The organism is Candidatus Zymogenaceae bacterium, from assembly GCA_016931225.1.
In the GTDB taxonomy this organism is placed as follows: Bacteria; Desulfobacterota; Zymogenia; order Zymogenales; family Zymogenaceae; genus JAFGFE01.
Map to the genome: position 1 here is coordinate 49,497 of JAFGFE010000035.1, position 26,609 is coordinate 76,105.

23 protein-coding genes and 1 tRNA gene are annotated in these 26,609 nt (G+C 55.0%); 11 read left to right on the top strand and 13 right to left on the bottom strand.

Annotation, left to right across the window (positions count from 1 at the left end; all coding sequences use genetic code 11):
- Positions 1-117: 117 nt before the first annotated feature.
- From JW885_13510 to JW885_13560, 11 genes are all read right to left on the bottom strand, one after another.
- Positions 118-2,208, bottom strand: coding sequence for a DUF3160 domain-containing protein (locus JW885_13510; protein ID MBN1883179.1), 2,091 nt, complete (start codon positions 2,206-2,208; stop codon positions 118-120).
- Positions 2,209-2,648: 440 nt separating this feature from the next.
- On the bottom strand, positions 2,649-3,119 hold the full coding sequence (locus JW885_13515) for a GNAT family N-acetyltransferase (protein MBN1883180.1): 471 nt from the start codon (positions 3,117-3,119) through the stop codon (positions 2,649-2,651).
- Between the two features lie 79 nt (positions 3,120-3,198).
- On the bottom strand, positions 3,199-4,368 hold the full coding sequence (locus JW885_13520; GenBank protein MBN1883181.1) for an aminotransferase class III-fold pyridoxal phosphate-dependent enzyme: 1,170 nt from the start codon (positions 4,366-4,368) through the stop codon (positions 3,199-3,201).
- 166 nt (positions 4,369-4,534) lie between these two features.
- Positions 4,535-5,314: an MBL fold metallo-hydrolase gene (locus tag JW885_13525; protein ID MBN1883182.1), complete on the bottom strand. Its 780-nt coding sequence runs from the start codon at positions 5,312-5,314 to the stop codon at positions 4,535-4,537.
- Positions 5,315-5,556: 242 nt separating this feature from the next.
- Complete coding sequence (locus JW885_13530; protein ID MBN1883183.1) at positions 5,557-6,348, bottom strand: MBL fold metallo-hydrolase; 792 nt, start codon at positions 6,346-6,348, stop codon at positions 5,557-5,559.
- A gap of 17 nt (positions 6,349-6,365) precedes the next feature.
- Positions 6,366-7,238, bottom strand: coding sequence for a VIT1/CCC1 transporter family protein (locus tag JW885_13535; GenBank protein ID MBN1883184.1), 873 nt, complete (start codon positions 7,236-7,238; stop codon positions 6,366-6,368).
- A gap of 78 nt (positions 7,239-7,316) precedes the next feature.
- A complete protein-coding gene (locus tag JW885_13540) occupies positions 7,317-8,240 on the bottom strand; it encodes a lipase family protein (GenBank protein MBN1883185.1) in 924 nt (307 codons plus the stop codon).
- Between the two features lie 280 nt (positions 8,241-8,520).
- Positions 8,521-9,447: an MBL fold metallo-hydrolase gene (locus JW885_13545; protein MBN1883186.1), complete on the bottom strand. Its 927-nt coding sequence runs from the start codon at positions 9,445-9,447 to the stop codon at positions 8,521-8,523.
- 94 nt (positions 9,448-9,541) lie between these two features.
- Positions 9,542-9,970 carry a GNAT family N-acetyltransferase gene (locus JW885_13550; GenBank protein MBN1883187.1) on the bottom strand — a complete coding sequence of 143 codons (429 nt, stop codon included), beginning with the start codon at positions 9,968-9,970 and terminating at the stop codon, positions 9,542-9,544.
- Positions 9,971-10,009: 39 nt separating this feature from the next.
- The gene (locus JW885_13555; protein ID MBN1883188.1) at positions 10,010-10,435 is read right to left on the bottom strand and encodes a dual specificity protein phosphatase family protein; all 426 of its coding nucleotides are present in this window, start codon (positions 10,433-10,435) and stop codon (positions 10,010-10,012) included.
- Positions 10,416-11,000: an HDIG domain-containing protein gene (locus tag JW885_13560; GenBank protein ID MBN1883189.1), complete on the bottom strand. Its 585-nt coding sequence runs from the start codon at positions 10,998-11,000 to the stop codon at positions 10,416-10,418. The genes JW885_13555 and JW885_13560 overlap by 20 nt, the downstream gene beginning before the upstream one ends.
- A 263-nt stretch (positions 11,001-11,263) precedes the next feature.
- Between JW885_13560 and carA the strand changes: the two genes are divergently transcribed.
- The 4 genes from carA (at position 11,264) to JW885_13580 (ending at position 17,333) form a co-directional block, all read left to right on the top strand.
- On the top strand, positions 11,264-12,406 hold the full coding sequence (gene carA / locus JW885_13565) for a glutamine-hydrolyzing carbamoyl-phosphate synthase small subunit (GenBank protein MBN1883190.1): 1,143 nt from the start codon (positions 11,264-11,266) through the stop codon (positions 12,404-12,406).
- A gap of 6 nt (positions 12,407-12,412) precedes the next feature.
- Complete coding sequence (gene carB / locus JW885_13570; protein MBN1883191.1) at positions 12,413-15,700, top strand: carbamoyl-phosphate synthase large subunit; 3,288 nt, start codon at positions 12,413-12,415, stop codon at positions 15,698-15,700.
- A 465-nt stretch (positions 15,701-16,165) separates the two neighbouring features.
- The gene (locus JW885_13575; protein MBN1883192.1) at positions 16,166-17,194 is read left to right on the top strand and encodes a hypothetical protein; all 1,029 of its coding nucleotides are present in this window, start codon (positions 16,166-16,168) and stop codon (positions 17,192-17,194) included.
- Positions 17,195-17,259: 65 nt separating this feature from the next.
- Positions 17,260-17,333, top strand: a tRNA-Gln gene (locus JW885_13580).
- Positions 17,334-17,517: 184 nt separating this feature from the next.
- Here JW885_13580 and JW885_13585 read toward each other — a convergent pair.
- Positions 17,518-17,958, bottom strand: a complete 441-nt coding sequence (locus tag JW885_13585) for an NUDIX domain-containing protein (protein ID MBN1883193.1) — start codon at positions 17,956-17,958, stop codon at positions 17,518-17,520.
- 147 nt (positions 17,959-18,105) lie between these two features.
- Between JW885_13585 and JW885_13590 the strand changes: the two genes are divergently transcribed.
- Both JW885_13590 and JW885_13595 read left to right on the top strand, forming a co-directional pair.
- Positions 18,106-19,296 carry a spermidine/putrescine ABC transporter substrate-binding protein gene (locus JW885_13590; protein MBN1883194.1) on the top strand — a complete coding sequence of 397 codons (1,191 nt, stop codon included), beginning with the start codon at positions 18,106-18,108 and terminating at the stop codon, positions 19,294-19,296.
- A 24-nt stretch (positions 19,297-19,320) separates the two neighbouring features.
- Complete coding sequence (locus JW885_13595; GenBank protein MBN1883195.1) at positions 19,321-20,013, top strand: hypothetical protein; 693 nt, start codon at positions 19,321-19,323, stop codon at positions 20,011-20,013.
- A 74-nt stretch (positions 20,014-20,087) separates the two neighbouring features.
- Here the strand turns inward: JW885_13595 and JW885_13600 are convergent, their stop codons facing one another.
- Positions 20,088-20,933 (bottom strand): hypothetical protein, encoded by an 846-nt coding sequence (locus JW885_13600; GenBank protein MBN1883196.1) that lies wholly within the window; start codon positions 20,931-20,933, stop codon positions 20,088-20,090.
- Positions 20,934-21,183: 250 nt separating this feature from the next.
- Here JW885_13600 and JW885_13605 point away from each other — a divergent pair, with 250 nt between their 5' ends.
- The 5 genes from JW885_13605 (at position 21,184) to JW885_13625 (ending at position 26,566) form a co-directional block, all read left to right on the top strand.
- Positions 21,184-22,497 carry an MFS transporter gene (locus tag JW885_13605; protein ID MBN1883197.1) on the top strand — a complete coding sequence of 438 codons (1,314 nt, stop codon included), beginning with the start codon at positions 21,184-21,186 and terminating at the stop codon, positions 22,495-22,497.
- A 364-nt stretch (positions 22,498-22,861) separates the two neighbouring features.
- Positions 22,862-23,344: a CarD family transcriptional regulator gene (locus JW885_13610; GenBank protein MBN1883198.1), complete on the top strand. Its 483-nt coding sequence runs from the start codon at positions 22,862-22,864 to the stop codon at positions 23,342-23,344.
- 292 nt (positions 23,345-23,636) lie between these two features.
- A complete protein-coding gene (locus tag JW885_13615; GenBank protein MBN1883199.1) occupies positions 23,637-24,599 on the top strand; it encodes a TRAM domain-containing protein in 963 nt (320 codons plus the stop codon).
- A gap of 60 nt (positions 24,600-24,659) precedes the next feature.
- A complete protein-coding gene (locus JW885_13620; GenBank protein MBN1883200.1) occupies positions 24,660-25,142 on the top strand; it encodes a 2-C-methyl-D-erythritol 2,4-cyclodiphosphate synthase in 483 nt (160 codons plus the stop codon).
- A complete protein-coding gene (locus tag JW885_13625) occupies positions 25,139-26,566 on the top strand; it encodes a glutamate--tRNA ligase (GenBank protein ID MBN1883201.1) in 1,428 nt (475 codons plus the stop codon). Before JW885_13620 ends, JW885_13625 begins: the two co-directional genes overlap by 4 nt.
- The last annotated feature ends 43 nt before the right edge of the window (positions 26,567-26,609 follow it).

Sequence of the window (26,609 nt, forward strand, 5' to 3'; positions counted from 1 at the left end):
ACAGGAAGATGGCCGACACGATGATTCCCAACAGGATCAGAAGAACAAAAAGCTCATAGATGCCGATTCCGAACATGTCACACCCTCACATTGTAGGATTGTTGTTGTTTCCTTCCCCTAACGGACGGTGAAATCCCGTATCCACTCCGGCTGGGGAGGTCTCGCGCTCTCTTCGCCCATCTCCTGCCACTTCTCGTCGGTCAGCCGGTCCGAGAGCGGATGTTTGAACTCGTAATAGGAAAACACTCCGCCCCGACACACCCGCTTCCCATGCGCATCGTCGACGATGACGTAGATGTCGAACGGAGACCCGACGCCCTCCTCGAGCACCTTCCCGGTATTGAGGTCGGTGTGTACGTCGGCGATGATATCCATCCTCGAGTCGGTGTCCGAGGTGATTTTCTCCATCAGGTCATCGGGGAAATCCGTCATCCTCTCGAGCGTGCCCCCCATATCCGCGATGAGCCGATATTCCTCATCGGAGAGGGCATCTCCCCTCAGCTCCTTCTGTGAGATGGTTTCGAGTTGGGACAAGAGCGTCTCGAAGGCCGCGAGCTTCTCCGGGACGCCCTCGGGGGCGATCCCCAGCGTGTCGAGGTTGAGCCTGATGTCCGCCATCATTTCCCCAAGGCGGGCGTAGACCTCCGGATAGGGCTCCACGTAGCCGTACGCCGTATCAAAAGACATGGGAAGTCCCTTCCCCATCATCGTGTAGCTCTGCTTTGCGTAGAGGATCGTGTCGTGCCTGAGCTCCGTCCATGAGCCAAGGGAGGTCGCAAGCGACTTGTCGAGCCACGGCTCGCTCTTCATGAACGCCGGGACGCCGTCACCGACAGGCTCCTCCAACAGTGGCAGGAGGGCATAAAGCCAGCGCCAGTAGAGGTTCTCCGTCCACTCGTCTTCAGTCCTTGTGGTAAATTCCTCTTTCAGCATCCGGAACTGTTCGTCGTAGTGGAGGTAGTCGGTGTCTCCCTCCTGCTGCAATATCTCGTATGCCCGCTCCGATCCCAGAACGGCCATGACATCCAACCCCCGGGGAAACGCCCGGGCGGGGCCGACGTTGGGGATATACTCCATCGTTAAGGGATCGCCCTCCCCCGTGTACCCGAGGTCCTTCACGCCGTACACGAGCTGCTGGAACATGTATGAATCGGGGATGAAGCGCTGCCCCATGAAGCGAAAGCCCATGGTGGTATCATCGAATTCTCCGTCATCGGTAAAGGCCGCACCGGAGAGAATCTTGGGCGGATTGAGCTTCCTGGCCCCCTCGATGAAGGTCGAGAGGAGATCGGCCTGGGCGTATCTGTCGACGGATTTCCCTTTCGGGAAGATGTCGTCCGCCAGCTTTCGATAGTCATACACGGTCAGATCATCGGCCTTTCCCACGAAGTAGGTCGTCGGCTCATAGATCCGCTTCCACAGGTCGAAGACGTTGCCATCGTTGGCGAGGGCGTCGGTTATGAGAAGCGCCTGGAGGGTCATCATGCGCCCGTCTTCTTTCGCGTCTTCGTTTTTGCCCGGCGTCAGCTTGAAGTCGATCCGCCCGTACCACATCATGACTAAAAAATATGTCTCGAAGGTTTCGTTCCTGGTGTAATGTCCCCGGGGGACATACTGGGAATAGTCTTCGTACGCGTAGGGCGTCGTTTCAAGGTCGGGGTTTTCGACGTACGGGAGGAGCTCGCGGAACTTCAGCCCCTCGTGGGCCGTGATGTTTTCGATCTCCGCATCCACCATTTCATCGAGGCCGTAGCCCGGCTCGAACGCGGGGTCGATTATTTTCTTTGCCACGGAAAAATACCCGATGTTGAGGAGGGCCGCCTCCTTGACATCGGGGTCAGTCGCCGATTCGTACTGGTCGATGGAAAGGACGAGCATCCGATCCGTCAAATCCTTCGCCGCATCCGAAAGCTCCTCGACCTCCAGAATCCTCAGGAGATAATCAAAGAAAATATGTCCGGTGTGTAGCACGAGATCTGTCGTCACGAAGACCGGCTGGCCCGATTCGTCCGCATCATCGTAGATATCATATATCTCCTCCTGATTTCCCCCCACGACGACGAATCCGTTGTGTTCGAGGAGCGCCTCCGCTTCTTCAGACAGATAAAAAGGTGAGAGAATCATCTTTTCGTCTTCGGAGGAAAATGAGGGACCTGCCATGAACATCACGGACAAAACAACGGTGAAAAAGAGTATTCTTCGATTCATTTTCCATACTCCCCCAATAGATTTCGATCCCGATGTTCGCCTACCATCCTTACGAGATCGATGGATATTATTATATCCCTTTTTCTGACATTTTTGACCTTACTTTTTTTCACCTGTTCCCGTTTCTTCATACATTTATTTCACCAATCAGCGTATCCGCACTGAAGGGCTTGCCGTGGGCCGGGGAGATCATCACGGCGCCAACATCAGGCACCCGCTTCCCGCCCACATGGACCCGGGCACATGGCGTGTATGCGACGATGGAGGACAAATCCATCGCTGCTATCGGAACATTGGGAGATTGTCGATGGAAAGCGTTGTACCGGGAAGGAAGAAATGTAAAAAGACACGCACACCCATCTATGAAAAAGGAGAAGCCGCTTTCCCGGCGGCTTTAAGAAAATAGACGGTACGAAATGCGTGTGATTCAGAGAGCCGATTCAGTGTGCGATCGATTTTCGCATCGGAGTAAAGCGCATGCCGTCCTCGTCGACCTCATCCCCCTGGGCTTCAAATCCGACCGTTTCATAAAATGTTTTTGAATTCGGCGATGAGCTGACGGTCACCGCCGATAAATCGGGATTCCGATTCAAGCAGATTTTAATTTCTTCATCGATAAGCTTCTTACCGATACCCTTCATCTGATATTCCCGGTCGACAAACAAGAGGGCGATGTGGCTATCGCGTATGACCGACACCACCCCGATAATGGTGTGATGTTCCCTGGCCAGAATAACACATGAGTGTTCCCCGCCTCTCATCTCGTTCAATCCATCCGGCGACAGCATACCGAGAAACTCGGCGACACCCTCTTTCGTATACACGGGGGCGACATGCGCATGAAACACGCGCACGATGAGCTCGTAGGTTTCCCGTTCCTCTCCCTTTTTCATCGGATTGACTTCAATCACAATGACCACCTGTATTTTCGACTCATGATATCCCCATCGATAAAACCGTTCTTCGTTTCGAATCCTGTAAAGCAACATGTTATGCGGATGATTTTAGAGTGCGAAGTATCGCCTCGAATGCGTCAATGAATCCGTCAAATTCCGTTTCGGTCAGTATCAGCGGGGGATCGATTCGAAATGAGCGTCCCCTGTTCCCGACGATGTATCCCCGCCGAATCAGCTTATCATATATCTCATTCGCTGTATCCTCACCCACCAGGTCAACCGCGAACATCATCCCCCGTCCCCTCACATCGAGAATTGTCTCATTATCCACAAGAGATGTGAGCTTGTCGAGAAATCTCGGGCCTTTTTCTTTCGCCCGTGAGATCAGTCCGTTTTCCTCGATCTCCCGTATCACCTCCCCGACAACCGCCGCCCCCAGCGGATCGTTCTGATGAGACTGGGCGTATTTGAACGGCCTTCTTTCCAGCTCGTCCACCGCTGTGGGATTGATCGCCGCGACGCTCACCGGATATCCGTTCCCGATTCCCTTCCCCATCGCCACGAAATCAGGCTCGATATCATAATGCTGATATCCAAACCACATCCCGGTCCGGCCGATACCCGTGGTGACCTCGTTTGCGATGATTTTTCCGTTATTGTCTCGAACCCTGTGGACGATATTTTGGATCATCGCCCTGGGGGGAAATCTCACAAAGCCCGATGAGCTTCCAGGCTCGAATATGAAATCCGATATCTCCTCCGGGATATCCTGTATTGCGTCACAGGAGGGATCGCACTCGCCGTTTTTCCCGCATGTTTTGCACCGCTCCCAGTCAAACACATACCAGTTCCGTGTCCTGTCGGTCACGGAGGCATACGCCCCGAGATACGAGTCGTGCAGCGTCATCGACATGTTCTTCCCCGAAAGGTGCTTTGATATCTGTCTCGATATCTCAATGGCCTCGCTTCCGGAGCACAGAAAAACGCACTTACCGTCACCGAAATTCGTTATATACAGGACTGCTTTCGACGATTCCTCCAAGACCTGGTTGGAGTAGCAGAATCCCGTGTGCATCACAGTACCAATCTGCCGCATGATGGCCTTATTGATGCGCTCGTTTTTGTGTCCAACGGAAATACACCACGTCCCGGATTCCAAGTCCATATAACGGTTGCCGGTATCGTCAAACAGATAGACTCCCTCATTGTCCACGATATTCGGGATTTTCAGTTCGTGCCCGGTAGAGAGATACACGTGTTTCATACTTCCTCCAGGGTGATGTTGATCGGCGGTATGCATGACGACACATACCTCCGGTGTAAACAGCATGTGATCCGCCGTGATGCTACAAACAGGGCCGGAAATCGCACGGGGCGCCTTCGGCGGAAAAAAGGCTGAAAATCACATGCGGACTGACATCTATTCCGGCTTACATACCCCTCAGCTTGTCCGCATCAAAGGGCTTCCCGTGGGCCGGGTAGATCGTCACGGCGCCCGCCTCCAGCAGTCGCTCCCAGCTCTCCCGGACCTGGGGCATGTCATTGACGAAGATGGGCCGATGCCTGATGCAGCAGACCTTCATGAAGTTCATGGTTACATCCCCCGCAAAGGCGTCGCCGCCTTTCATGACGACCGAGACCGAATCGTCGGTGTGGCCGGGGGTGTGGAGGATCACCCCGTCGATGCCGATGGAGTGAAGAAGCTCGTCGTCATCGCCGGTGAGGATGATGTCGTTTTCCCTCACGATATATCCCGGGAAACCGAATTCATGAAAGGCCCCGAACAGCCCCAAAAGCACGCGTATGCACCCGTTGAGGGGAGCCGCGTCCTCGTTGTTCTGCCCCGCCGCCAACCACGCCAGGTCCGCCTCGTGCACGATCACCGTCACGTCCGGATTCTTCTCGACGAATTCGGCGATGAAGCCGGCATGGTCGTCGTGATGGTGGGTCAAAAGGACGTATCGTATCTCGGAGACGTCCACGCCGATCCTCGCCAGCTCCTTCAGAAATTTCTCATACTGGTCTGGGTAGCTGGTGTCAATCAGGAGATACCCGCCGTCACAGGGCAGCAGAAAGCAATTGGTCACCGAGAGTGTGATGGAGAAAAACGCGTTCCCGTCCGCCGCCTGGGGATATGCCGCCGGGGAGACTACGAGTGCCGGTACCAGGACGAGGAGAAAAGCCGCCGATAGCCCGATTCGTTTCGCCATTATCTCCTCCATTATGCTGTGTTGTACATATAAAAAAAGTTATCTATGGCTAACAAAACTACTATGTCGGTTCCCGTGATCTGTCAAGTCTCTTACTGTACAATAGAACCAGTAAACCGGCACCGATGGAAGCGCCGGTTCGTCAAAATGGAATCAAAAAACCAGTGTCGATGGGAGCCGGTACGGTATCGACGAATGCGGTACGAATACGCCTCGATAAACGCCTCCCCGCGGCACATTTTTCAGGTGACGGGAATCTCCACCGTCTCTCCCGGCTCCAGGAGGGTTGTGCCCTCTCCCGCCGCCTTCCTGACCGCTTCGACCGACTCGGCATAGTGGCTGAAGGTCCCATAGTGAATCGGTACGGTCACCCTCGGGGAGATGAGTCTCTTCAGCCTCCCCATCATTTTCATATTCATGGTCAACCCACCCATCAAAGCGGCCCGCAGTCCCCGCCCCACCCGCGCCTCCCCCACGTAGGGGATAAAGAGGTCGCAAGTTCTTTCCGCGATCGCCCGTCTCACCCGTCGATGGGGCACCGAATCGCCGGTGATGTAGAAGACAAACCTCGATTCATCCCCGGTGATCTCCACCAGGTAGCCGTTGCCGTCACCCGCCAGTCGGGCCACCGGCGGGAGAGTTCCGTGCACCATCGGTATCGCCTCCACAAAAATGGAGAAGCCCTTTTTCTCCAGTGTTGTATGTTCCCCCGGAGAGAGTATCCGGAGGTCGTCTACGCCCGCGCCCTCCAGCGCTTCCCGTGCGGTCTCATCCGTCACGACAAGGGCCCCGGGACGAACGGCCGTCACCCCTTTTGCATCCAGGTGATCCTCGTGCCCGTGGGTGATCAGCCACAGATCCACATCATCGAACGCCCCCGGTGCATACACGGGATCGTTTTTGCGCACCGATTTGAACCATGCATAATGCTGCACCGTTCCCGCCGGCGCCAGGCACGGGTCGGTGGCGATTTTCAGGCCATCCACCGTTATGATCGACGTCGCTCCCCCCACCCAGGTGAAGTGTACCTTCATGGCACCCCTTTCTGTACCTATATGTCAATATCGAAAAAAAGACGAATCACATACCCCAATCCGAAGGATATCAGCGCGATGCCCAGGGATATGGCGGCCATCTCCAGGAAGCGCCCCCAGAACGTGAGATCCTTGGCGATGGAGATATAATAGGTAAAGGCCAGTATCACCAGCATGGCGTTTAAAAGCGTCAGGCACAGGCTGAAAATCGGGTCGCTAAAAATCAGATACGGAAAAATGAGAAAGAACACCGTCAGGATGTATGCGGTCCCGGTATACACCGACGCCTTAACGGGGTGTTTTGTTTCGTCCTCTTCCGTCTTGGTGGAGAGATACTCCGACGCGGCCATAGAAAACGACGCCGCGATACCGGTGATGAGTCCAGCCATGGCGATAAGCTTTCCGTTTCTAAGGGCAAGCGTCAGGCCCGCCAGGGCCCCGGTCAGCTCCACCAGGGCGTCATTGAGGCCCAGTACGATCGATCCGACGTACTTCAGCCGCTCCTCGTCGATAAGGCCGATCAGCTCGTCCTCGTGTTCGTTCTCCTCGGCGATGATTCTTCTCGCCTCCGGCGCCGTATCCACCAGGGCCTCGTACGCCCCCTGAGCCGCCGATTCGCCCCGCTCCATCAGCTTGATGCCGAAGGTGATACCCAGAATCCGCGCTACCCAGTAATACAAAAACACCTTGAGTCTATTGGGCCGGACGTCCCGGCCGGAATATTTTTTCCATATCATGTAATGCCTCAGCTCGTCGTCGGAAATCCGCTGCAGGATATCCCTGTTGTTTTTATCCGATACGACCCGTGCGAGCTTGCGATAAATGATATATTCGGTGATTTCGTTTTTTTGCGCTCTAAGAAACATTCGCGTGTCGACGTTCGATGTCATCGTCCCACTCCTTTTTTGTTGTGGAAAACCACAACCTGTCCCCAGCGGAGCTGGGGCTCGAGGATGAATCCGGTCATCCTACCCGTGAAGCTCCCGCGTGGATGCCGTCTGTCCGATTATCTTGATGTATTTATTTCGCTCCTCATACGGAACTTTCGTGGATCGCTTCCATTTCGGAATAATGCGGTCGATATACGCATCGATCAGGTGAACGTTGATCAACGAATCCACCGACCGGACGAGTTTGTTCAGGGTCGATTTCCTGACCGAGCGTTTTATTTCATCCCACAGGTCGGACGTCTGCCTGCTCTCCGCGGCATGCTCCCTGTTCAGGGAATAGTATCGCCCGTCCAACAGGATCACCTCTTTCCCCAGATGTCGGAACTGTTGCTCCCGGGCGTCCAGACCGTCCGGCGGGAGCTGGGGGATGATGTCTCCCTCGTTGATGACCCTGATTACGTCAAGGTCGTTGTAGGTGTCGGCCCCTTCGAGATCGGTAAACTTTGGCTGGCCGAAGGCGAAGACCTTCTTGACTGGGAACTCATCGATACGGAGCATCAGCGCCAGGATGACCGCCGCCGCCCCTCCCAGGGAGTGACCGCAGATGATAAGTTTTCTCCGGACGTCGATTCGGGGGATGATGTCGTCATATACGGCCTTCGCGAAGTCAGAAAATCCCTTGTGGATCATGATGCCGAGCTTCCGGTGCTTCACGTGCTTCGTGTTCAGGTCGTGCAGGAGGTTGGTGAAATTGGTCGTTCCCAGAATATACACCTCCTGGAGCTTCTTTTTCCGGACCGTACCGATCAGATAGCGGTTTTTGGTCTTCTTGATATCGACGACATGGATATCTTCGAAGTACCTTCCCCACTTATCGAATATCTCCTCCTTTGTCTCGTAGCGCACGGAGCGGTATACCTCGGCCATATGGAGAAGTTCCGTAAAATCCACCCCCCCCTTCCCGATAACGTCGAGAGTTTTATTGTACAGTTTCTGAAGCATCCGTGTTTATCGCCCCCTATATGCGTCCACGCCCGCGTCCGATGAGGAATCAGGTGACAAACATTCGAGAGTGAACAGACCTTTCTGTCGGCCGGTTTCCACAAGATCAGACCCGGAGTACATATGATCCACCCCACGTCACGGAAAAGAGATGCGCGGCGACACGAAAGATACTCACATCAGCAGGAAGTCGGGGGAGAGGCGGGAATCAACACATCATCTTTTCGAATACGCCGTCCTACAGGCGTCCGGGACGAAGGTCATCGATCACGGCGGAAGGTCAGAGGAGTCCCTCTCCGATGATTTCATCATCGAAATACCCCTCGATCATCCCCGCATCATGGTTGATGACCGGAATCAGCGTCGTATCCGAAGACACAAACAGATCATTCAGCCAGCGGGTTTCGTGTTTCAGGGCGTCTCGATCCTCGCCCATCATGGCGCTGAAGATCCAGGGTTTGATCGTCGCCTTCTCGATATTATCCCACAGCCAGACCACGTCGCCGATGAGGAGGTACTCCGTACCGTCACTCAGGACCACATAGATCATCTGGGAGCCGGGTGTGTGGCCGGGAGATTCTATCAGCACAACCCCCGGCGCAAGACGAAAAAGCCCCTCGTATTCTAAAGGCTCATATTCATCCAGTAATCCGTCCGGGAAGCCGACCTCCTCGATGACGGGGCTCTCAACCTGCTCTTGTGTCAGGACCGTCTTTGTAAGCAGATCAACCGCATTGGGAGACATGGATAATCCCCCGATGTGATCCCAGTGCTCGTGGGTGGCGATGATAAGCCACGCCTCATCCATCGCCCGCTGCATCTCTTCATACACATCGCGATGAAAGACGAGATCGTATATCCACTCCTCGAAGCGCGGCTCGTCGTTGACCGGGTCGACGATGATCGTCCGGTCATCAAAGACGATCTGGAAGGTCGTGAAGGCCCAGTCGGCGGTCTCCTTGCCTCCGCCGGCGACTGCGAAGCGGTTCGGCATGCCGCTTTCCGCGATGACGACCCCCCGCAGTTCTACAGGAAGCGCCTCCGGACCCTCGGCCGCAAGCCGCTTGACCTCTGAAAGATCGACGGTGAAATCGGTCTGTTCGGGCGTCGCACCCAGGTTCATCGCCAGGTGCCACCCCACACCACAGGCGACGATCAACGCCGCCAGCACAATCAATACGATTCGCAACGTCTTTTTTCGTTTCATGCGATGACTCCATCTACAATCAGGCAATCAATACACATCAACGTAATATAAAAACATCCATTGTATCAATGACACACTCATTCGGCCCCGTTCTCTACAGGTCTCTGCTCATGAGAACAAGCTCGTCCCGCACCCACCAGTTCCGCTTTTTATAAAATTCCGCCGCCTCGTTATCGGTGTAGATCATCAGATGAAGCCGCATCGCCCCCAGGGCGTGAAATCTCCGCTCCACCTCTTTCAGCAGCATCGTCCCGTATCCCAGGCCCTGGTCCTCCTTTCGAACCGCCAGGTGATAGAGATACCCCCGGCGGCCGTCGAATCCCCCCAGGACGCTGCCGATGACGATATCATTCCGCGTCAGCACCAGCGATGTCTCCGGATTACGGTCGATAAACCGCTCAAGCTCTTCCGGTTCGTCCGACTTCGACAATCCCATACCCGAAAGACCTCGCCACAAGTCGATGACCGCATTGTAATCAGCCATCGTCATTCGGCGAATATCAATGCTCACTGAATCCTCCATCGACTCTCCGTCGGCGTCCGATAAAATACGAGCGGCGTCCTACGCAACTTCATCTTTCTGCAGATAATATTCCCGGACCGAGTTGTACAGGGCGATATGGGGCTGTGCGTCGGGACGTTTCCGTTTGATGAGGTTCATCGCCTCCCGGAGGCTGAAGCCGCACTCATGCAGGTAGCACAGCACAATCGTGGATGATCGGCTGACGCCCATCAGACAGTGCACCAGCACCTTGCCCCTGCGGATGCGGGTGTGAATATATTCCACCGCTTCGGACAGGTGGGAAAAGTCCATCGCCTGTCCGTCGTCGATGCTTACCTTGTAATAGTCAAACCGGGCGAGATCCGGCTCGAGGTGCGCCTCCTGGGCGACGTTCAGGATCGCGGTAATCCCGCTCTTCTCCAGTATCTCTTCGTTTTTGGCGTCGCCGAGATCGCCGATGGCAAGTCTATCCAGAATGAAATCCAATGACCTCTTCCTCCTTGTTACGTAATATATCGACCAGATCACCAGGCGCCACCGAAAGAGAGCGAAAAAGCTTCTTCTCAAGATCCAGCGAACGTCTGTGTATTTCCTTCACATGCTCCATTGCCTCGGGAGATTTGGAGCCGTATCGAATGTACAGGTCGTCGAAGCGCTCCGTCAGTGTGACGATTTGATCATGGGTGACTCTTTTATCTCCATAATTTACCAGCTCCGCCTCGGTCACCGCCCCGTTTCGATTATATTCATCCAGCAGCACGTGCTGACGAACCAGCGGCGCCACCTCGAATAATCCCAGGGAACACATCATGTCCGCACCCATGTCCGAATGCTTCACACCTGTTTCCATTGCCCTGATTTTGGCGATGTCGTGAAGCAGCGCCCCCGCGCTGATCAGGGAAAGGTCCAATAATCCGCCCCCGCCCCGGTCCATATGAAGCCGGGCAACGTACAGGGCCACCCGCTCCACAGACATGCTGTGGGCCACGATATGAGGCTCAACGTCGTGCTCTTTGAGGATGGTGAAACAGGCGTCTCTATCCGGAATCATGCAGTACCCATAAACCGTAAAACATCGTGTGAAATCAAAAACCGGTGCAGTTGCTTCGGCTCCCGACCGCCGCCTTACGGTGAAATCGCCGGTCGGTGAAAACGAATTACTATATCACACGCCATTCGTAAATACAACATTCATCACAATCCATACGGCGCATATAACGCCACCACCCTCCCGTTTTTTCCTTCTCTTTTTGAATAATACTTGCGCTGATAAGGGTTTTTCGTTATGATAGTTCGATTGAGGAGAGAGGTATCATGTCAACCGCCGCCATCGCCCTGGAAGACGGAACGATTTTTTACGGACGGGCATTCGGTGCCCACGGAGTACGGTACGGTGAAGTGGTCTTCAACACGTCCATGACCGGCTACCAGGAGATACTCACCGATCCCTCTTACAAGGGTCAGATCGTCACGATGACCTATCCCCAGATCGGCAATTACGGGACCAATCATGACGACAACGAATCCGTCATTCCCCACGTGGAGGGATTCGTGGTCAAGGAGCTGTCGCCCCGGGTGAGCAACCATCGCGCGGACGAGAGCCTCGCGGCCTTCTTGAAACGCCACAACAAGATCGGCATCCAGGGCGTGGACACCCGGGCGCTGACCCGCCATATCCGCTCGAAAGGGGCGATGCGGGCGGTCATCGCCACCGTGGACCTGACGCCGGATATCCTCATCGAACGGGCGAAAAGCGCCCCCTCTCTGGTGGGGAGGGACCTGGTCCAGGAGGTAACCGCGGGCGCCACATATGAATTCACAAAAGAGCCCGCCGATCTCTCATGCGTCACCGGCAGGAAAAAAAGAAGGGCGAAAGACACGGGGCTCCTTGTGGTGGCGTATGATTTCGGCATCAAGGAAAACATCCTCCACTCCCTGGTGGGACGGGGCTTGAGGGTCATGGTCGTCCCCGCCCATACTTCGGCGGAGGACGTCTTGGCCATGAAGCCGGACGGAGTTTTCCTGAGCAACGGTCCCGGCGATCCGGAGGGGATCCCCTATGCCATCAGCGAGATTAGAAGGCTCATCGACTCCATAGAGAAAACAGGCCCCATTTTCGGCATCTGCCTGGGGCATCAGATTCTGGCCCTGGCCCTGGGCGGGCGGACATACAAGCTCAAATTCGGACACAGGGGCGCCAATCAGCCGGTGAAAAACCTCCTGACCGGCCGAGTGGAGATATCCTCCCAGAACCACGGATTCGCTGTCGAGCCCGATTCCCTGCCCGAAGATCTGGAGCTGACACACGTCAACCTGAACGATCAGACGGTGGAGGGCATGCGTCACCGGGAGCTCCCGATCTTTTCGGTGCAGTATCATCCCGAGGCGTCCCCCGGCCCCCACGACTCGGCGTATCTCTTCGATGACTTCCTCACACTGATCAAGGAACACCGGTAGATTCATATGCCCAAGCGCACAGATATCAAAAAAATTCTGATCATCGGCTCAGGGCCCATCATTATCGGCCAGGCCTGTGAATTCGACTACTCCGGAACCCAGGCGGTCAAGGCCCTCAGGGAGGAGGGATATGAGGTGGTGCTGGTCAACTCCAATCCGGCCACCATCATGACCGACCCGGACTTCGCACACGCCACCTATGTGGAGCCGATTACTCCCGAGGCGGTTGAAAAGATCATCGCCAAAGAGAGGCCGGATTGTCTGCTTCCCACACTGGGGGGACAAACCGGCCTGAATATCGCCGTAGCGCTGTATACATCCGGCGTCCTGGAAAAATACCACGTCGAGCTCATCGGAGCATCTTTTAGCGCCATAGAAAAGGCGGAAGATCGGGATCTCTTCAAGGCCGCCATGAAGAAAATCGGCCTGAACCTTCCCGAGAGCGGCTATGCTACAACCCTGACCGAGGCCCGGGAGGTGCTCTCCGACGTCGGTTTTCCGAACATCATCCGCCCCTCCTTCACCCTGGGCGGCACCGGCGGCAACATCGCCTATAACATGGAGGAATTCGAACAGTACGTCAAGTGGGGCATCGATCAGAGTCCCACAAACCAGGTGCTCATCGAGGAGTCGGTGCTGGGCTGGAAGGAGTTCGAGCTCGAGGTGATGCGGGACACGGCCGACAACGTCGTCATCATCTGCTCCATCGAGAACCTCGACCCGATGGGCATACACACCGGCGACTCCATCACCGTCGCCCCGGCCCAGACCCTCACCGATAAAGAATACCAGATCATGCGGGACGCGGCCATCGCCATCATCCGGGAGATCGGCGTGGATACCGGGGGCAGCAACATCCAGTTCGCCGTGAATCCCGAAGACGGGCGGCTCGTGGTCATCGAGATGAACCCCCGGGTCTCCCGGAGCTCGGCCCTGGCAAGCAAGGCCACAGGATTTCCCATCGCCAAGATCGCCGCGAAGCTGGCGGTGGGCATGACGCTCGATGAGATCACAAACGATATCACTCGGGAGACCCCGGCCTCGTTCGAGCCGACCATCGATTACGTGGTCACAAAAATACCGAGGTTCACCTTCGAGAAGTTTCCCCAGGCAAAGGCCGTCCTGACGACTCAGATGAAGTCGGTGGGTGAGGCGATGGCCATCGGCCGCACCTTCAAGGAATCGCTCCAGAAGGCCATCAATTCCCTCGAGACGGATCTCGACGGCTTCATCAATCCACTGACGCCCGAGGAGCAGGACCTCACGAAACCGGAACGCAAGGAAGTGCTCCTGAAACGACTCGCCGAGCCGAGACCGGATCGCATTCTGGTGATCGCGGAGGGCTTCAAGCACGGGATCGGCGTGGATCGGGTGCATGAAATCACAAAGATCGATCCCTGGTTTCTGACCTCCATTTCCCAGATAGTGGAGATGGAAAATGAGATAAAAAAGCTCCTTAAGGGGCACTCCACGGATCTTTTGGATGAGCGGTTTGTAAATTACATCGTCGAGGCGAAGGAATACGGTTTTTCCGACTCCCGCCTCTCCCGGCTCATCGGCGTCGACGAGGCCTCGTTTCGGGAGATTCGAAAGGGTCACGACATTCGGGCGGTCTTCAAGCGGGTGGATACCTGCGCCGCCGAGTTCGAGGCCCACACCCCCTACCTCTATTCCACCTATGAGCGGGAATGTGAGGCGGACCCCACCGATGTGAAAAAGATCATGATTCTGGGCGGCGGACCGAACCGCATCGGCCAGGGCATCGAATTCGACTACTGCTGTGTTCACGGCTCCTTCGCCCTCAGCGATGCGGGATATGAGACCATCATGGTCAACTGTAACCCGGAGACCGTCAGCACCGACTACGACACCTCGGACCGCCTCTACTTCGAGCCGCTGACGTATGAGCATGTTCTGAACATCGTCGATGTGGAACAGCCCGACGGCGTCATCGTCCAGTTCGGGGGGCAGACTCCCCTGAAGCTCGCCGTCCCCCTGGAGAAAGCCGGTGTGCCGGTCATCGGCACCAGCCCGGACTCCATCGATCGCGCCGAGGACCGGGAACGATTCCAGGCGATGCTGAACAAGCTGGCCCTCAAGCAGCCCAATAACGGGCTCGCCCGCTCGGCAAAAGAGGCGGTGGCCATCGCCCGGGACATCGGCTACCCGGTGCTGGTGCGGCCCTCATATGTGCTGGGGGGTCGGGCCATGGAGATCGTCTTCGACGACGATGACCTTCACAACTACATGAACCTGGCGGTGGAGGCCAGTCCCGCGCACCCGGTTCTCATCGATAAGTTCCTCAACGACGCGGTGGAACTGGACGTGGACGCCATCTCGGACGGCACGGACGTTTTCATCGGCGGCGTTATGCAGCACATAGAGGAGGCGGGCGTTCACTCCGGTGACAGCGCCATGAGCCTTCCCCCCTATTCCGTGGATGATGCGATCGTCACGGAGGTCAGGCGGCAGACGGAGATGCTTGCCCTGGAGCTGGGCGTCGTGGGCCTGATGAACGTGCAGTTCGCGATAAAAAACAACGAGATATATATCCTCGAGGTAAATCCCCGGGCCAGCCGGACCGTCCCCTTCGTCAGCAAGGCGATAGGGGTGCCTCTGGCGAAGATCGCAGCCCGGGTGATGACGGGGGAGAAACTTTCGGACTTCGGTCTTCCCGATATCATCCGTCCGCGGCATGTTTCCGTCAAAGAGTCCGTATTTCCCTTCGCCAAGTTTCCCGGCGTCGATACGCTTCTGGGACCGGAGATGAAGTCCACCGGAGAGGTCATGGGGATAGACACCCGCTTCCCCCAGGCCTTCTACAAGGCCCAGCTCGCCTGCGGCCTGGACCTCCCCCGGTTCGGAAACGTCTTCATCAGCGTCAAGGACAGTGACAAGATCGGAATACTCGACATGGCGAAGAAACTCGTCTCCCTCGGGTTTGGTCTCGTGTCCACCAGCGGTACCCACCGCTTTCTGACCGGCAAGAACGTCCCCTCCCGCAACGTGTTCAAACTCAAGGAAAATATGCGTCCAAACATTGTGGACCTGATAAAAAACGACGAAATTCAGATGGTCATCAACACCACCATCGGCAAGCAGTCCATCTCCGACTCGGCATACATCAGGAAAAACGCCCTGCTTGCCAACATACCGGTCTACACCACCATATCGGGGGCGAAGGCCGCGGTGGACGGCATCGAAACGGTGATAAAAAAGGACATAACGGTCAAGTCCCTGCAGGAATATCACGAAAAGCTCCCCCACATAAAGGCCAGAAATACCGCATCGTAAGCGGCGAAGGCTGCTCATGGATACAGCATTCGCTTTGAGTAAATCCAAATCATGGGTGGAAAGGGGGTGGACGGCATGCACACACGGCTTTCCTCCCGGATGAAACGCCGATGGGAAAACGAGGGGGAATGTGAGGAAAAAAACCGCAGAGAGTATCCGACAGCGGCCTATATGAGGTGCCGTGAGGTGTCACCTTTCTCTTAACACGGCGTCCGCGATAAAAGTGAGCGATCCGATGAAATTGAGCGCCTGGTTCTTGCGAGAGATACCTTTTTTCGTGCTACTCACGTTTTTACTGCTGGGCATCATCGTGGAGGTCAGGCAGAACCGCCTTGACCTGCTCCAGGCCAATATACCCCTGATTATCCTGATGATCGGATATCTGATCTTCAGACGCTGACGGACCGCCCTAGATGACTCGTTCAGAACAAAAGCCTCCTTCAGATAGAGAGACGTCGCAGAAATATGTTTCAGAAAATTGAAATAGAATCAAAGCTGGTGCCCGCCGGGAAGAGCAAAGCGAAGAGGATAAAGACCGAAATCCGCATCGATCCCCTCACAGGGCGTACCTCCCGCATCACCGCGTCCCGGGGAAACGACACTCTCATCGATTTCAATAATCCACCCTACCGGGAACATGTCAGGAGCAGTGAGAAGGGATGCCCGTTCTGCTATGACATGCTGGAAAAACAGACGCCCACATTTCCGAAGGAAATCACCCCGGAGGGACGATTCACATACAACAATTCGGTTCTTTTCCCGAATCTAAATCCCTACGGCAGATACAGCGCCGTGGCCACCTTTTCCCCCGCCCATTTCATCGAGATCGGCTCCTTCGAGCCGAATGTGTACGTCGACGCCTTTATCAACAGCGTGTCGTATCTTTCCGCGGTGTTCAACCATGACGAGGAGGTCACCGCCAGTGCCGTCACACAGAACTACCTTCCCTCCTCCGGCGGCACCCTGATACACCCGCATCTTCAGATAAACGCCTTCGTCAACCCGACGAATTACCTGAAGGAACTGGAAATCTCGAGCAAAAACTACTTTATCAATGAAAGCAGCTCCTACTGGACGAGACTCATAGAGACGGAGACCGAACGTGACGAACGACTCATAGCGGTTCGGAATGGATTCATATGGCTGACTCCCTTCGCACCCCGGGGATTTCTGGAGGTGTGGGCCGTTTCTTTCGACCAAGCCGACATTCGCGACGTACAGAAGAACGGCCTTCTTGAGCTGGCTCGTGGTATCATCGCCGTGCAGAAATATTATCGAAGCCGGGGGAAAAACAGCTTCAATCTCGCCGTCTATTCCATCCCGAAGGCGTCTCTCAGCTACCGTCTTCTTGTCAGGATGGTGGCCCGGGCCAATTACGTCCCTTACGAACGAAACGACCGGTCGTACTTCGAGGTCATGCTGGGAGAGGCGGCCACAGATGAGTCCCCGGAGAAAATCGCCCAGGATGTAAAAAAATTCTTCCAGGAAGGTTGACACAAAAGAAATTTCTCATATAATGTACTTTTACCCGCGACGATCGAAATAGACGAAACAAATGCTGGGGGATCGTCTAGCGGCAGGACTGTGGACTCTGGATCCATCAACCAAGGTTCGAATCCTTGTCCCCCAGCCAGTTTTTACGGAGCCTCATCGAGGCTCCTTTTTTTTATAGGATATATCTTTGAAAAACAGAGACGAACTTCATTCCGGACCATCATCCCCGAAGACAGGTGAATAGAATATAAAAAAACAGCACAGCCGATGCCCGGATACCCGCCTTCTCGGCCCGATGATATCAGCTCCCCATCTCCTCATGTTCACGTGAGTATCCCGTATCGTTCGAGGATCAAAGCGGTGTCTTCGTGCAGCTCACCGGTGATCTCTGCGCATTTTTCGGTCCTGACCCACATCGCCTCCCCCACATCACTGCCCACAGAGAGCTCACCGCCGACAACCCGTGCACTCTTTACGATATATACCACGTGAAGCTCCGTCCCTCCGTTCCCGGTGACAATTCGCTCCACCGGCTCCCTCGCCTCGCCCGTGATCTCCACACCAAGCCCGGTCTCCTCGGCCACCTCCCGAACGATCCCTTCGTCGATCGTCTCCCCCACCTTGAGCATCCCGCCGGGGAGTATCCACTTCCCCTGCCAGAATCCCCCCCGCTCGGGGCGATGTCGCACCAGAAGCAGCATGCCGTCCTTGATAATCAGCGCTCCCACGCCGATGCCGATGTACTCGTCGGATCGATCCTGCATTGTTCACTATACCCTGACTGTCCTGTTTTTTTTACTGGTAATCGACATTTATTTTTTGTTACAATCTCCCCACAACCAATGCAACACGATACCACAGAGCTTCATATTGGTACACATCATAATATTCGATAAAGCGGGATGCAGGGAATGAAACTTTCACGGTCCCTCTCAATCATTTTTCCCATTTCGATAATCGGTATATCGTTGATCTTCACCCCGCTCCTCGGCGGTTGCGGGAAACACGGGGGAGATGATCGCCTGCTCATCACCATCGTCGACGACGACTCCCCACCCCCTTCCGAAAATCCCGACGACGCAGACACCGTACCCGCGCCCTCACCGACCGACAGCGACACGACTCTCAGGATCGGATGCTGGGAGGATTTTTTTCCCGGGGATATCCTGGATGCGTTCGAGGATGAAAGCGGCATCGCGGTGGAGATAATCCCTCCCTCCGAACCCTTCGATCCGATAGACCTCTTTTCAAATCACGGAGACGAATACGACCTGGTGCTGGTTGATGATTTCATCATCACGGAACTGATGCATCGGGGAGACCTGTCGGAGGTGGATCACTCGCGTGTTCCGAACTTCGACAACATCGATCCTCTGTTTCTTTTGCATCCCACAGATACCGGACGATACTTTTCCGTGCCGATCACCTTTGGCACCCTCGGCATCCTCGTGAACCGAAACCTGGTAACCGAAACGGACATCGACTGGGATATCCTCTTCGATGCCCGTTACAGCGGATTGATAGATATGCCCTTTGAACACTTTATTCTGTTCGTCCCTCCCCTCAAAAACATGGGATATTCCATCAACGAGAGAAACCCTGATATCCTCGAAGACGCATGCGATCTGTTACGGGATCAAAAAAAGATCATCCGGGGGTACTTCGACCATGACCAAATCATCACGCATCTCGCCCGCGGGACCAGCGCCGTGGCGTACGCATGGAGCTGGGCCGAGATGGGCGCCGTCGATATGGGCGGGAACGTCGAGTACGTCGTGCCGAAGTCGGGAACCCTGCTTTGGTCCGACTGCCTCGTTGTTCCCAGGGAGAGCTTCCACAAATCCGAGGCCGAGGCGTTTCTTAATTTTCTGCTCACCCCGGACAACATGGCCCACATCTCCGACCACCTCTGGACGGCGAACACTGTTCGGACTTCCTGGGACCGGGTGAACCCGGCCCTGCGGGACATGGAGGAAATATTCATCCCGGAACAGACGCTTTTTAACTCGGAATATCTCGAACCGTTCGGCCCGGAGTCCGAGGAGATCCTGATGGAATTGACCGACGAGCTTTTCAACATGGATGGTGTATATAAACCATAGTGTCATTATATGAGGAGGACAGAGATGAATCCATTTATGACGGGTCTTGGAAACGTCCTTGTGGGCATCACTCAGGACCCCAGTTACACAGAAGCCACGAACGAGGCCATCGCGGTGCTGAGGAGTCCCGACTATTTCAGCTGGTACCTCGTTCCGATCTTCACCATTATGCTCTATATCTATTTCGTGGAGATTGAGCGAAAAAACTGGAATGTATTATTGGCGGGCTTGGCCTTTTACGGCCTGGAATGGTTTCTGGAAATACTCAATGCCATATTCTTGTACGTGTTCGGTCACTCCGCCGTTTGGACGGCGCCGGCGGATTCGGCGTATGTCATTACCGTGGGCCTGAATATCGAAATCACATTCTGGTTCGCTTTCGCGGGAATCCTCTTCGCCAAGGTACTCCCCAAGGACAAGTCGATGAAGATCCTTGGAATCAACAACCGGATCTTCCTCGCCTTTCTGAACGCGATCCTGTGCGTCATTGTCGAGATCGTACTCAACCGCTGGGATGCGCTGATTTGGGAATACTGGTGGTGGAACTGGAAGTTCCCCTTTATCATCATTCTCATCGGTTACTCGCTCTATATGTTCTTCACCTTCTGGGTGCACGATATGGAATCGATGAAGAAGAAGATCGCCGTCGTCGGCGGGATGTGGGGAATCGTCGCGGTCTTTTTGATCGTGTTCATGGGCATCCTTCATTGGATATGATCGCTTATTTTCAAAAAGAGCGGGGTGGACTCCACCCCGCTCTTTTTTTGCATGTATACAATGGGCTCACACGCTCAGAGATCTTCCTCCCGCACCGCCACAACGTCCCGCCCCATGCCGAAATAGTACACGCCACTATCGGCGGCAAGACCCGAGAACGGCGCGGTGCCGGTTTCCTGAGATATCACCTTTCCCGTCATCAGGTCGATCCGCCTGATAAATCCCGCACGCTGATCGCCCCCGGTAATGGTCAGGACACCGTTCGTCTCCACCCCCGGATACAGCCGCTGGCCGTACGAGTAGCTTTCCTGCTTCCACAGTATCTCTCCTGTGTGCCGGTCGAAACAGACGATCGAGCACCCGGTGGGCATCATTGAGCGGCGCCCGAAGTAATTCTGGCACATGATGACCCTGGATTCCACCTGGAGAACATCTCCGACGATACGGGTGGACCTGACCGCGGGTCGAATCTTGTCGAGGCTGTTCCAGAGCGTCTCTCCTTTCGGGTGTGTCGTTGCGATCAGCCCCTCGAATCGCGTGTCTTCCGAAAAAAAGCGGGTTATCTTGTAATCGCCCGCGAATATGTACTTCAACTTCCTCAAAATCGGAGAAGGATCACCGTCCACAAACTCCCTGATGCGGGGATCATAGACCAGGGGGGAGAGAATCCCCCATCGATTCTTCCCCAGGAAAAGCAGCATCCCGTCACTGGCCATGAACTTGGACAGCCATCCGACGGGATGGGCGATGCGAAAGATGAGTGGGCCGAACAGGGGAACGACGCTGTAGTGGTATCCCCACGCGGCATCCAGGGAAATAAGATCGGGGCCGGCAACCACATACACCCGACCACCGATAAAGGCCGGCGCATACTGAATGGCGGTGTCGGTTTTGAGCGTATATCTCCAGAGTATGTTCATACCGAATTCTCAATAAAACTGATACCATAGTAGAAATGTTTTGTTACTCTGTCAATAGTGAATATGCCCGCCCCGGCTCCCGGCGTGATCTTTCGGACTCACTTGAGGTCACACGACAACGGAATCATCATCGTCTGTAACAGGCTCCCTGTAATATACACACAATAATATATACAATAATTTACTTGAATGTACCCCCTGCGTCGGCTATGATACGACATCTCATCATCCACCGAATCATGGAGGCGTCATGGCTGTATCGGAGAAAAAAATTATCCGGAGCTGGTGCATGTATGATTGGGCCAACTCCGCATTTGCCACCACCATGCTGGCGGCGGTCCTGCCCATCTATTACGTGAAGGTGGCGGGATCGGGTCTCGACCCGGCCATCGCCAGTTCCAGATGGGCATTTACCAACTCCATCGCCATGCTCATCGCGGCGATCCTGGCGCCGATTCTGGGGGCCATTGCGGACCACAGCGGATCCAGGAAGCGATTTTTGGCGCTGTTCGCCTTTGCGGGATGTATCGGCACCGCGATGATGGTGTTGGTATCCTCTGGAGACTGGCTGCTGGCGTCCGGCCTGTATCTTGCCGGCCGCATCGGTTTTTCGGCGGCGAATATCTTCTACGATTCGCTGCTGCCGGGCATCGCGGGGGATCGCATCGACGAGATATCGGCCAAGGGATACGCAGTGGGTTACCTGGGCGGAGGCCTGCTTTTGGCGGTGAACCTCGTCATGATCATGAAGCCGGATCTGGTGTTCATCGGCGATTGGGGGGGTGTTACCGCCACGGAATGGGGCTCCCGGCTTTCGTTTGTCACCGTCGGGGTATGGTGGGCGATTTTCTCCATCCCGGTTCTGAAAAACGTCCCGGAGCCGATTATCGTCAAGATGCACGGGGAATATAAAAACCCCCTGGCGGCGGGGTTTCAGCGTCTCGGAAAGACGTTCAGCGAGATCCGGCAGTTCAAGGAGGCGTTGAAGTTCCTAATCGCGTACTGGCTGTACAACGACGGCATCGGAACCATTATTGTCATGGCGACTGCCTTCGGCGCCGAGGTGGGCATCGGTCAGGAGCACCTGATAGGGGCGCTCTTGGCGGTTCAGTTTCTGGGCATTCCGTTCACATTGATTTTCGGGAAAATCACGAAGAAAATCCCCACCCGCACGGCGATTATCATCGCTCTGATTATCTACTCGGGTATTTCGGTGGGCGGATATTTTCTGAGGACGCCGCTTCATTTCTGGATACTCGCCTTCTGCGTGGCCCTGGTTCAGGGCGGCTCCCAGGCGTTGTCCCGGTCCATGTTCGGATCCATGACCCCCAGGGGCAAGACCGCCGAATTCTTCGGTTTCTACGACATCAGCTCGAAATTCTCCGGAATCTTCGGTCCGCTCATCTTCGGCATCGTGGGAACCTTGACCGGCACAAGCCGCCTCTCGATACTGGCGGTCGTGTTCTTCTTCATCGTCGGCGGCACCCTGCTGTTGACCGTAAACCATCAAAAGGGTATCGAACTCGCCAAAAAGGTGGAAAAGGAACTTGAAGGAGCCGCGTGAGCGCCGAACGAAATACGGTTCTGATAATAACGAATAACGGCAATAACGGCGCCCGTGTACCAATCGATTTAATACACGGGCGTCTGTTTTGTTTGTATAAATCCGTTGACATAATGAGAAAGTTTTGGTATCATAGAGCGTTGTTGATACTTTTAATCTTTTTAATGGTATCCGATGGAAAATGCTGCTGACTATCAGCGGCAATTTCTCTTTTCTCTATCGAACGAATCCCGGAAAGCACGCGTCGCTCGATTGGTTTGAATGGGTTTTGTAAATTAAATACCTGTCGGGCTTGAGGGCAAAACAGGCGGTTTTGCGGGCTGTGTTGTGAATAGACAACTGCTCATGGAGGTTCGAGAGATCAATGTTTAAGGTGGGGGATTTAGCGGTTTATCCGGCCCATGGGGTGGGAGTCATTGAATCAATCGAAGAAAAGGAAATCTCGGGCACATGCCAGCTTTTTTATACAATGCGGATTATGGATAACGGCATGACCATCATGATTCCCTCGTGCAATATAAAAAGCGTCGGCCTCAGGCAAATCATCCCCAAGCAGAAAGTGAAAGAGGTATACGGAATTCTCAAAGACAAGGAAGTGGAAATCGATCAACAAACGTGGAATCGGCGCTACCGTGAATACATGGAAAAAATCAAAACCGGTTCGGTCTTTGAAATCGCCGAGGTTTTGCGGGATCTCTACATCCTCAAACAGGAAAAGGAACTGTCTTTCGGCGAGAGGAAATTATTGGATATGGCCACAAACCTTCTGGTTAAGGAACTGGCCCTTGCCGAGGGGACGGAGGAAGATAACGTCCGTTCCGATCTCGGAACTATTTTTTCAAGCTGACCTCTCAGCTCACGTGACGTATTTATAAAAGTACCGTTTGTCCCTCCCGGCTCCCCGCCGAAGACATAAATAACTATCTTCTCATGAATCCTCCAGTTTCATAGTTTGTCTAAATAATATGAAACTGAAACAAATTGCATGTATCGGCACAGAGTCATACATTCAAATATTATTTTTATACATAACATAGTATTGCGGAAGCTCTTGAGGAGGTGAGTGACAATTGTACACAAAAATCATCAGAACAATATTGGTTGGTATTTCCGCGCTGTTCGGTTATTTTACCGGATCGATGTTTGAAGGTATACCCTCTGCTCCGATTATCGGGGCAGTGGCGGGGGCCCTGGCGGCCGTTTTTGTCATTCTTGGTATCAGCTGGGCCAAAAACAACGACGTAAAGGTTGTTATTGCCGGGTCTATCGGTATCCTGTTGGGTATACTTGCGGCGAATCTACTCTGCTTTACACTGGTTTTCAGACTGTTTGAACCGAACGTTCAAACCATCTCTTTGTACATTCTCATCAATGTGCTGTTCGTTTACCTGGGGGCGGGTATCGGCGTCAGGAAGGGGGAGGAGATTGACCTCAGGATTTTTACACAATCTCCGAAGGAACCCAGAACACAGGAAGGCCACAAGATACTCGATACGTCCGTCATCATCGACGGGAGGATAGCCGACCTGTGTGAAACCGGTTTCATCGAGGGAACGATTATCATCCCGCAGTTCGTACTCCGGGAATTGCAACACATCGCTGATTCGTCCGATTCCATAAAAAGGACGAGAGGTCGCCGCGGCCTGGATATTCTGCAGAAACTCCAGAAACAGTTGGGGCTCGACGTCCAGGTGGTGGAAATCGATTTTCCGAAAATCAGGGAGGTCGATTCAAAGCTGATCGCCCTCGCTCAGAAAAACGGCGGCAAGATAATCACCAACGATTACAACCTGAACAAGGTGGCGGAGCTGCAGGGTGTTGAGGTGCTCAACATCAACCAGCTCGCCAACGCCCTGAAGCCGGTGGTTCTTCCCGGCGAGGTGATGAATGTCCGCGTGCTGAAGGAAGGCAAGGAGGAAGGCCAGGGTGTGGCGTATCTCGACGACGGGACAATGGTCGTGGTTGATAACGCCCGGCAGTACTTGGGGAAAAACATCGATGTATCGGTAACTTCCGTCCTGCAGACGACCGCGGGAAGAATGATCTTCACCGTTCTCAAAGGTGAAGGCGTGGAAAAATACTCCGAAAACACAAGCCATTAAGGCGAAACCAACCGGGGCCCAAAGCTTTTTGCTTCGGGCCCTTTTTTTATATGGACCGATATGATTGTCACCGGCATTGGATATGACGTCCACCGCCTGGTTCGGGGACGAAAACTGATTCTGGGAGGCGTAACCGTGCCTTATCCCAAGGGCCTTCTGGGCCATTCCGACGCGGACGTGCTGGCCCACGCCGTCACGGACGCCCTCCTGGGCGCCGGCGGCATGGGGGACATCGGACGTCTTTTCCCCGATTCCGACCCCGCCTATAAAGACGCGGACAGCCTGAAGCTCCTTGCCTCGGCGTGGCGAAAGGTCGCGGACAGAGGTTTCATGATCACCCACATCGACGCCGTCATCATCGCCCAGCGCCCGAAGCTCTTCGAATACATCCCGCACATGGAGGAAAACATCGCCCGGGCTTTGGATGTCGCCGTCGATGCCGTAAACGTCAAAGCGACCACCACGGAAAAACTCGGGTTTGAAGGGAAGGGAAAGGGGATCGCCTCGTGGGCGGTGGCGACGCTGACGGGGGGCGACCGATGAGCGTTCGGGTTCGCTTCGCCCCAAGCCCCACCGGCTCAATGCATCTGGGAAACGCCCGCACGGCGGTTCTCAACGCCTTGTATGCCCGGGCGCATAATGGACGCTTCATCCTGAGAATCGAGGATACCGACACAGAGCGTTTCGTCCCCGACTCCGAAAGCCGCATCGTAGATGATCTCGACTGGCTGGGGATCATCGTTGATGAGGGTCCGGACATCGGAGGGGACTTCGGGCCGTATCGCCAGAGCGAGCGGCACGCGCTGTATCGGGAATACGCCGAGGGATTCCTCAAATCGGGGATCGCCTATCGGTGTTTTTGCACCGACGAGGAGCTCGCCGCAGGACGAAAGGAGGCGTTGGATGCGGGCCTCCCGCCCCGATATCCCGGGACCTGCCGGGGGCTCTCGCCGGAAGAGTCCGAGGCCAAAGCCCACCTCCCCCATACGCTCAGGTTTCGGGTCTGTGGGGATGATATCGTCATCAACGATCTCATCCACGGAGAGATCGTCTTTCGAACCGACACCCTTGGGGACTTTATCATCATCAGGCAGGATAAATCCGCGGTCTACAATTTCTCCGCCGCCGTCGACGACCATCTCATGAAGATCACCCATATCATCAGGGGGGAGGATCACCTTCCAAACACACCCCGACAGGTGCTTATCTACCGCGCCCTCGGCGCGGATATTCCCTCATTCGCCCACCATCCGCTGCTTCTCTCCCCGACGGGGGAGAAGCTCGCCAAGCGGGAGGGGACGATGCGGATAGGCGATCTTCGAAACAGGGGTGTGACGCCCGAGGCGGTCTGTACCTATCTTGCGGCCATTGGCTCCTCGAATCTCACAGGTATGGATCCCGCATCCCTCTCGGAGCTTGCCGGGGCTTTCTCATTCGAGGGTCTCGGGAAAAGCGGTGTGAAGATCGATGAGGACCGCATTATGTCGCTGACCGCCCGACATATCCACTCGATGTCTCCTGAAGATCTGGCCGGTCGCATTGCACCGTTTCTGGTGGAATCGGGCGGCGCGTCACCCGATACGCTTTCGCGTTTCGCCGCCGTCATTCGGGACAACCTCACGACCCTGAAGGACGCAAAAGGTTATGAGCCGATATTCTTTCGTGAGTTTCCGGAGATCACCGATGATGCGAGGAAGCTGCTCGGTGATACCGAGGCGCGCTCCGTCATCGAACGGGTCGCTCGTGAGCTTTCGGAGAGATCGGGGGACGACAACACAGCCCTAGGGGACGTTCTGAAGGCCGCAGGCGCGGATCTGGGAGTAAAGGGGAAACGCCTCTACGGACCGGTTCGTGCGGCCCTCACCGGGATGGTCTCCGGCCCGGAACTGGATAGAATCGCCGAATTCATCGGAGATGACCTCGTTCGCCGGCGGCTGGAGCGGGCGCTGGCCCTCACGAACCCGTAAGCATCCAACCTATTTTCAAGAAAACGTTATCATTGACGAGACC

What these genes read in the sequence shown, in the direction of transcription:
- JW885_13510 (MBN1883179.1), bottom strand. Translation starts at nt 2,208, where the DNA reads ATGAATCGAAGAATACTCTTTTTCACCGTTGTTTTGTCCGTGATGTTC.
- JW885_13520 (MBN1883181.1), bottom strand. Translation starts at nt 4,368, where the DNA reads ATGAAACACGTGTATCTCTCTACCGGGCACGAACTGAAAATCCCGAAT.
- JW885_13525 (MBN1883182.1), bottom strand. Translation starts at nt 5,314, where the DNA reads ATGGCGAAACGAATCGGGCTATCGGCGGCTTTTCTCCTCGTCCTGGTA.
- JW885_13530 (MBN1883183.1), bottom strand. Translation starts at nt 6,348, where the DNA reads ATGAAGGTACACTTCACCTGGGTGGGGGGAGCGACGTCGATCATAACG.
- JW885_13535 (MBN1883184.1), bottom strand. Translation starts at nt 7,238, where the DNA reads ATGACATCGAACGTCGACACGCGAATGTTTCTTAGAGCGCAAAAAAAC.
- JW885_13540 (MBN1883185.1), bottom strand. Translation starts at nt 8,240, where the DNA reads ATGCTTCAGAAACTGTACAATAAAACTCTCGACGTTATCGGGAAGGGG.
- JW885_13545 (MBN1883186.1), bottom strand. Translation starts at nt 9,447, where the DNA reads ATGAAACGAAAAAAGACGTTGCGAATCGTATTGATTGTGCTGGCGGCG.
- JW885_13550 (MBN1883187.1), bottom strand. Translation starts at nt 9,970, where the DNA reads ATGGAGGATTCAGTGAGCATTGATATTCGCCGAATGACGATGGCTGAT.
- JW885_13560 (MBN1883189.1), bottom strand. Translation starts at nt 11,000, where the DNA reads ATGATTCCGGATAGAGACGCCTGTTTCACCATCCTCAAAGAGCACGAC.
- carA (MBN1883190.1), top strand. Translation starts at nt 11,264, where the DNA reads ATGTCAACCGCCGCCATCGCCCTGGAAGACGGAACGATTTTTTACGGA.
- carB (MBN1883191.1), top strand. Translation starts at nt 12,413, where the DNA reads ATGCCCAAGCGCACAGATATCAAAAAAATTCTGATCATCGGCTCAGGG.
- JW885_13575 (MBN1883192.1), top strand. Translation starts at nt 16,166, where the DNA reads ATGTTTCAGAAAATTGAAATAGAATCAAAGCTGGTGCCCGCCGGGAAG.
- JW885_13585 (MBN1883193.1), bottom strand. Translation starts at nt 17,958, where the DNA reads ATGCAGGATCGATCCGACGAGTACATCGGCATCGGCGTGGGAGCGCTG.
- JW885_13590 (MBN1883194.1), top strand. Translation starts at nt 18,106, where the DNA reads ATGAAACTTTCACGGTCCCTCTCAATCATTTTTCCCATTTCGATAATC.
- JW885_13595 (MBN1883195.1), top strand. Translation starts at nt 19,321, where the DNA reads ATGAATCCATTTATGACGGGTCTTGGAAACGTCCTTGTGGGCATCACT.
- JW885_13600 (MBN1883196.1), bottom strand. Translation starts at nt 20,933, where the DNA reads ATGAACATACTCTGGAGATATACGCTCAAAACCGACACCGCCATTCAG.
- JW885_13605 (MBN1883197.1), top strand. Translation starts at nt 21,184, where the DNA reads ATGGCTGTATCGGAGAAAAAAATTATCCGGAGCTGGTGCATGTATGAT.
- JW885_13610 (MBN1883198.1), top strand. Translation starts at nt 22,862, where the DNA reads ATGTTTAAGGTGGGGGATTTAGCGGTTTATCCGGCCCATGGGGTGGGA.
- JW885_13615 (MBN1883199.1), top strand. Translation starts at nt 23,637, where the DNA reads ATGTTTGAAGGTATACCCTCTGCTCCGATTATCGGGGCAGTGGCGGGG.
- JW885_13620 (MBN1883200.1), top strand. Translation starts at nt 24,660, where the DNA reads ATGATTGTCACCGGCATTGGATATGACGTCCACCGCCTGGTTCGGGGA.
- JW885_13625 (MBN1883201.1), top strand. Translation starts at nt 25,139, where the DNA reads ATGAGCGTTCGGGTTCGCTTCGCCCCAAGCCCCACCGGCTCAATGCAT.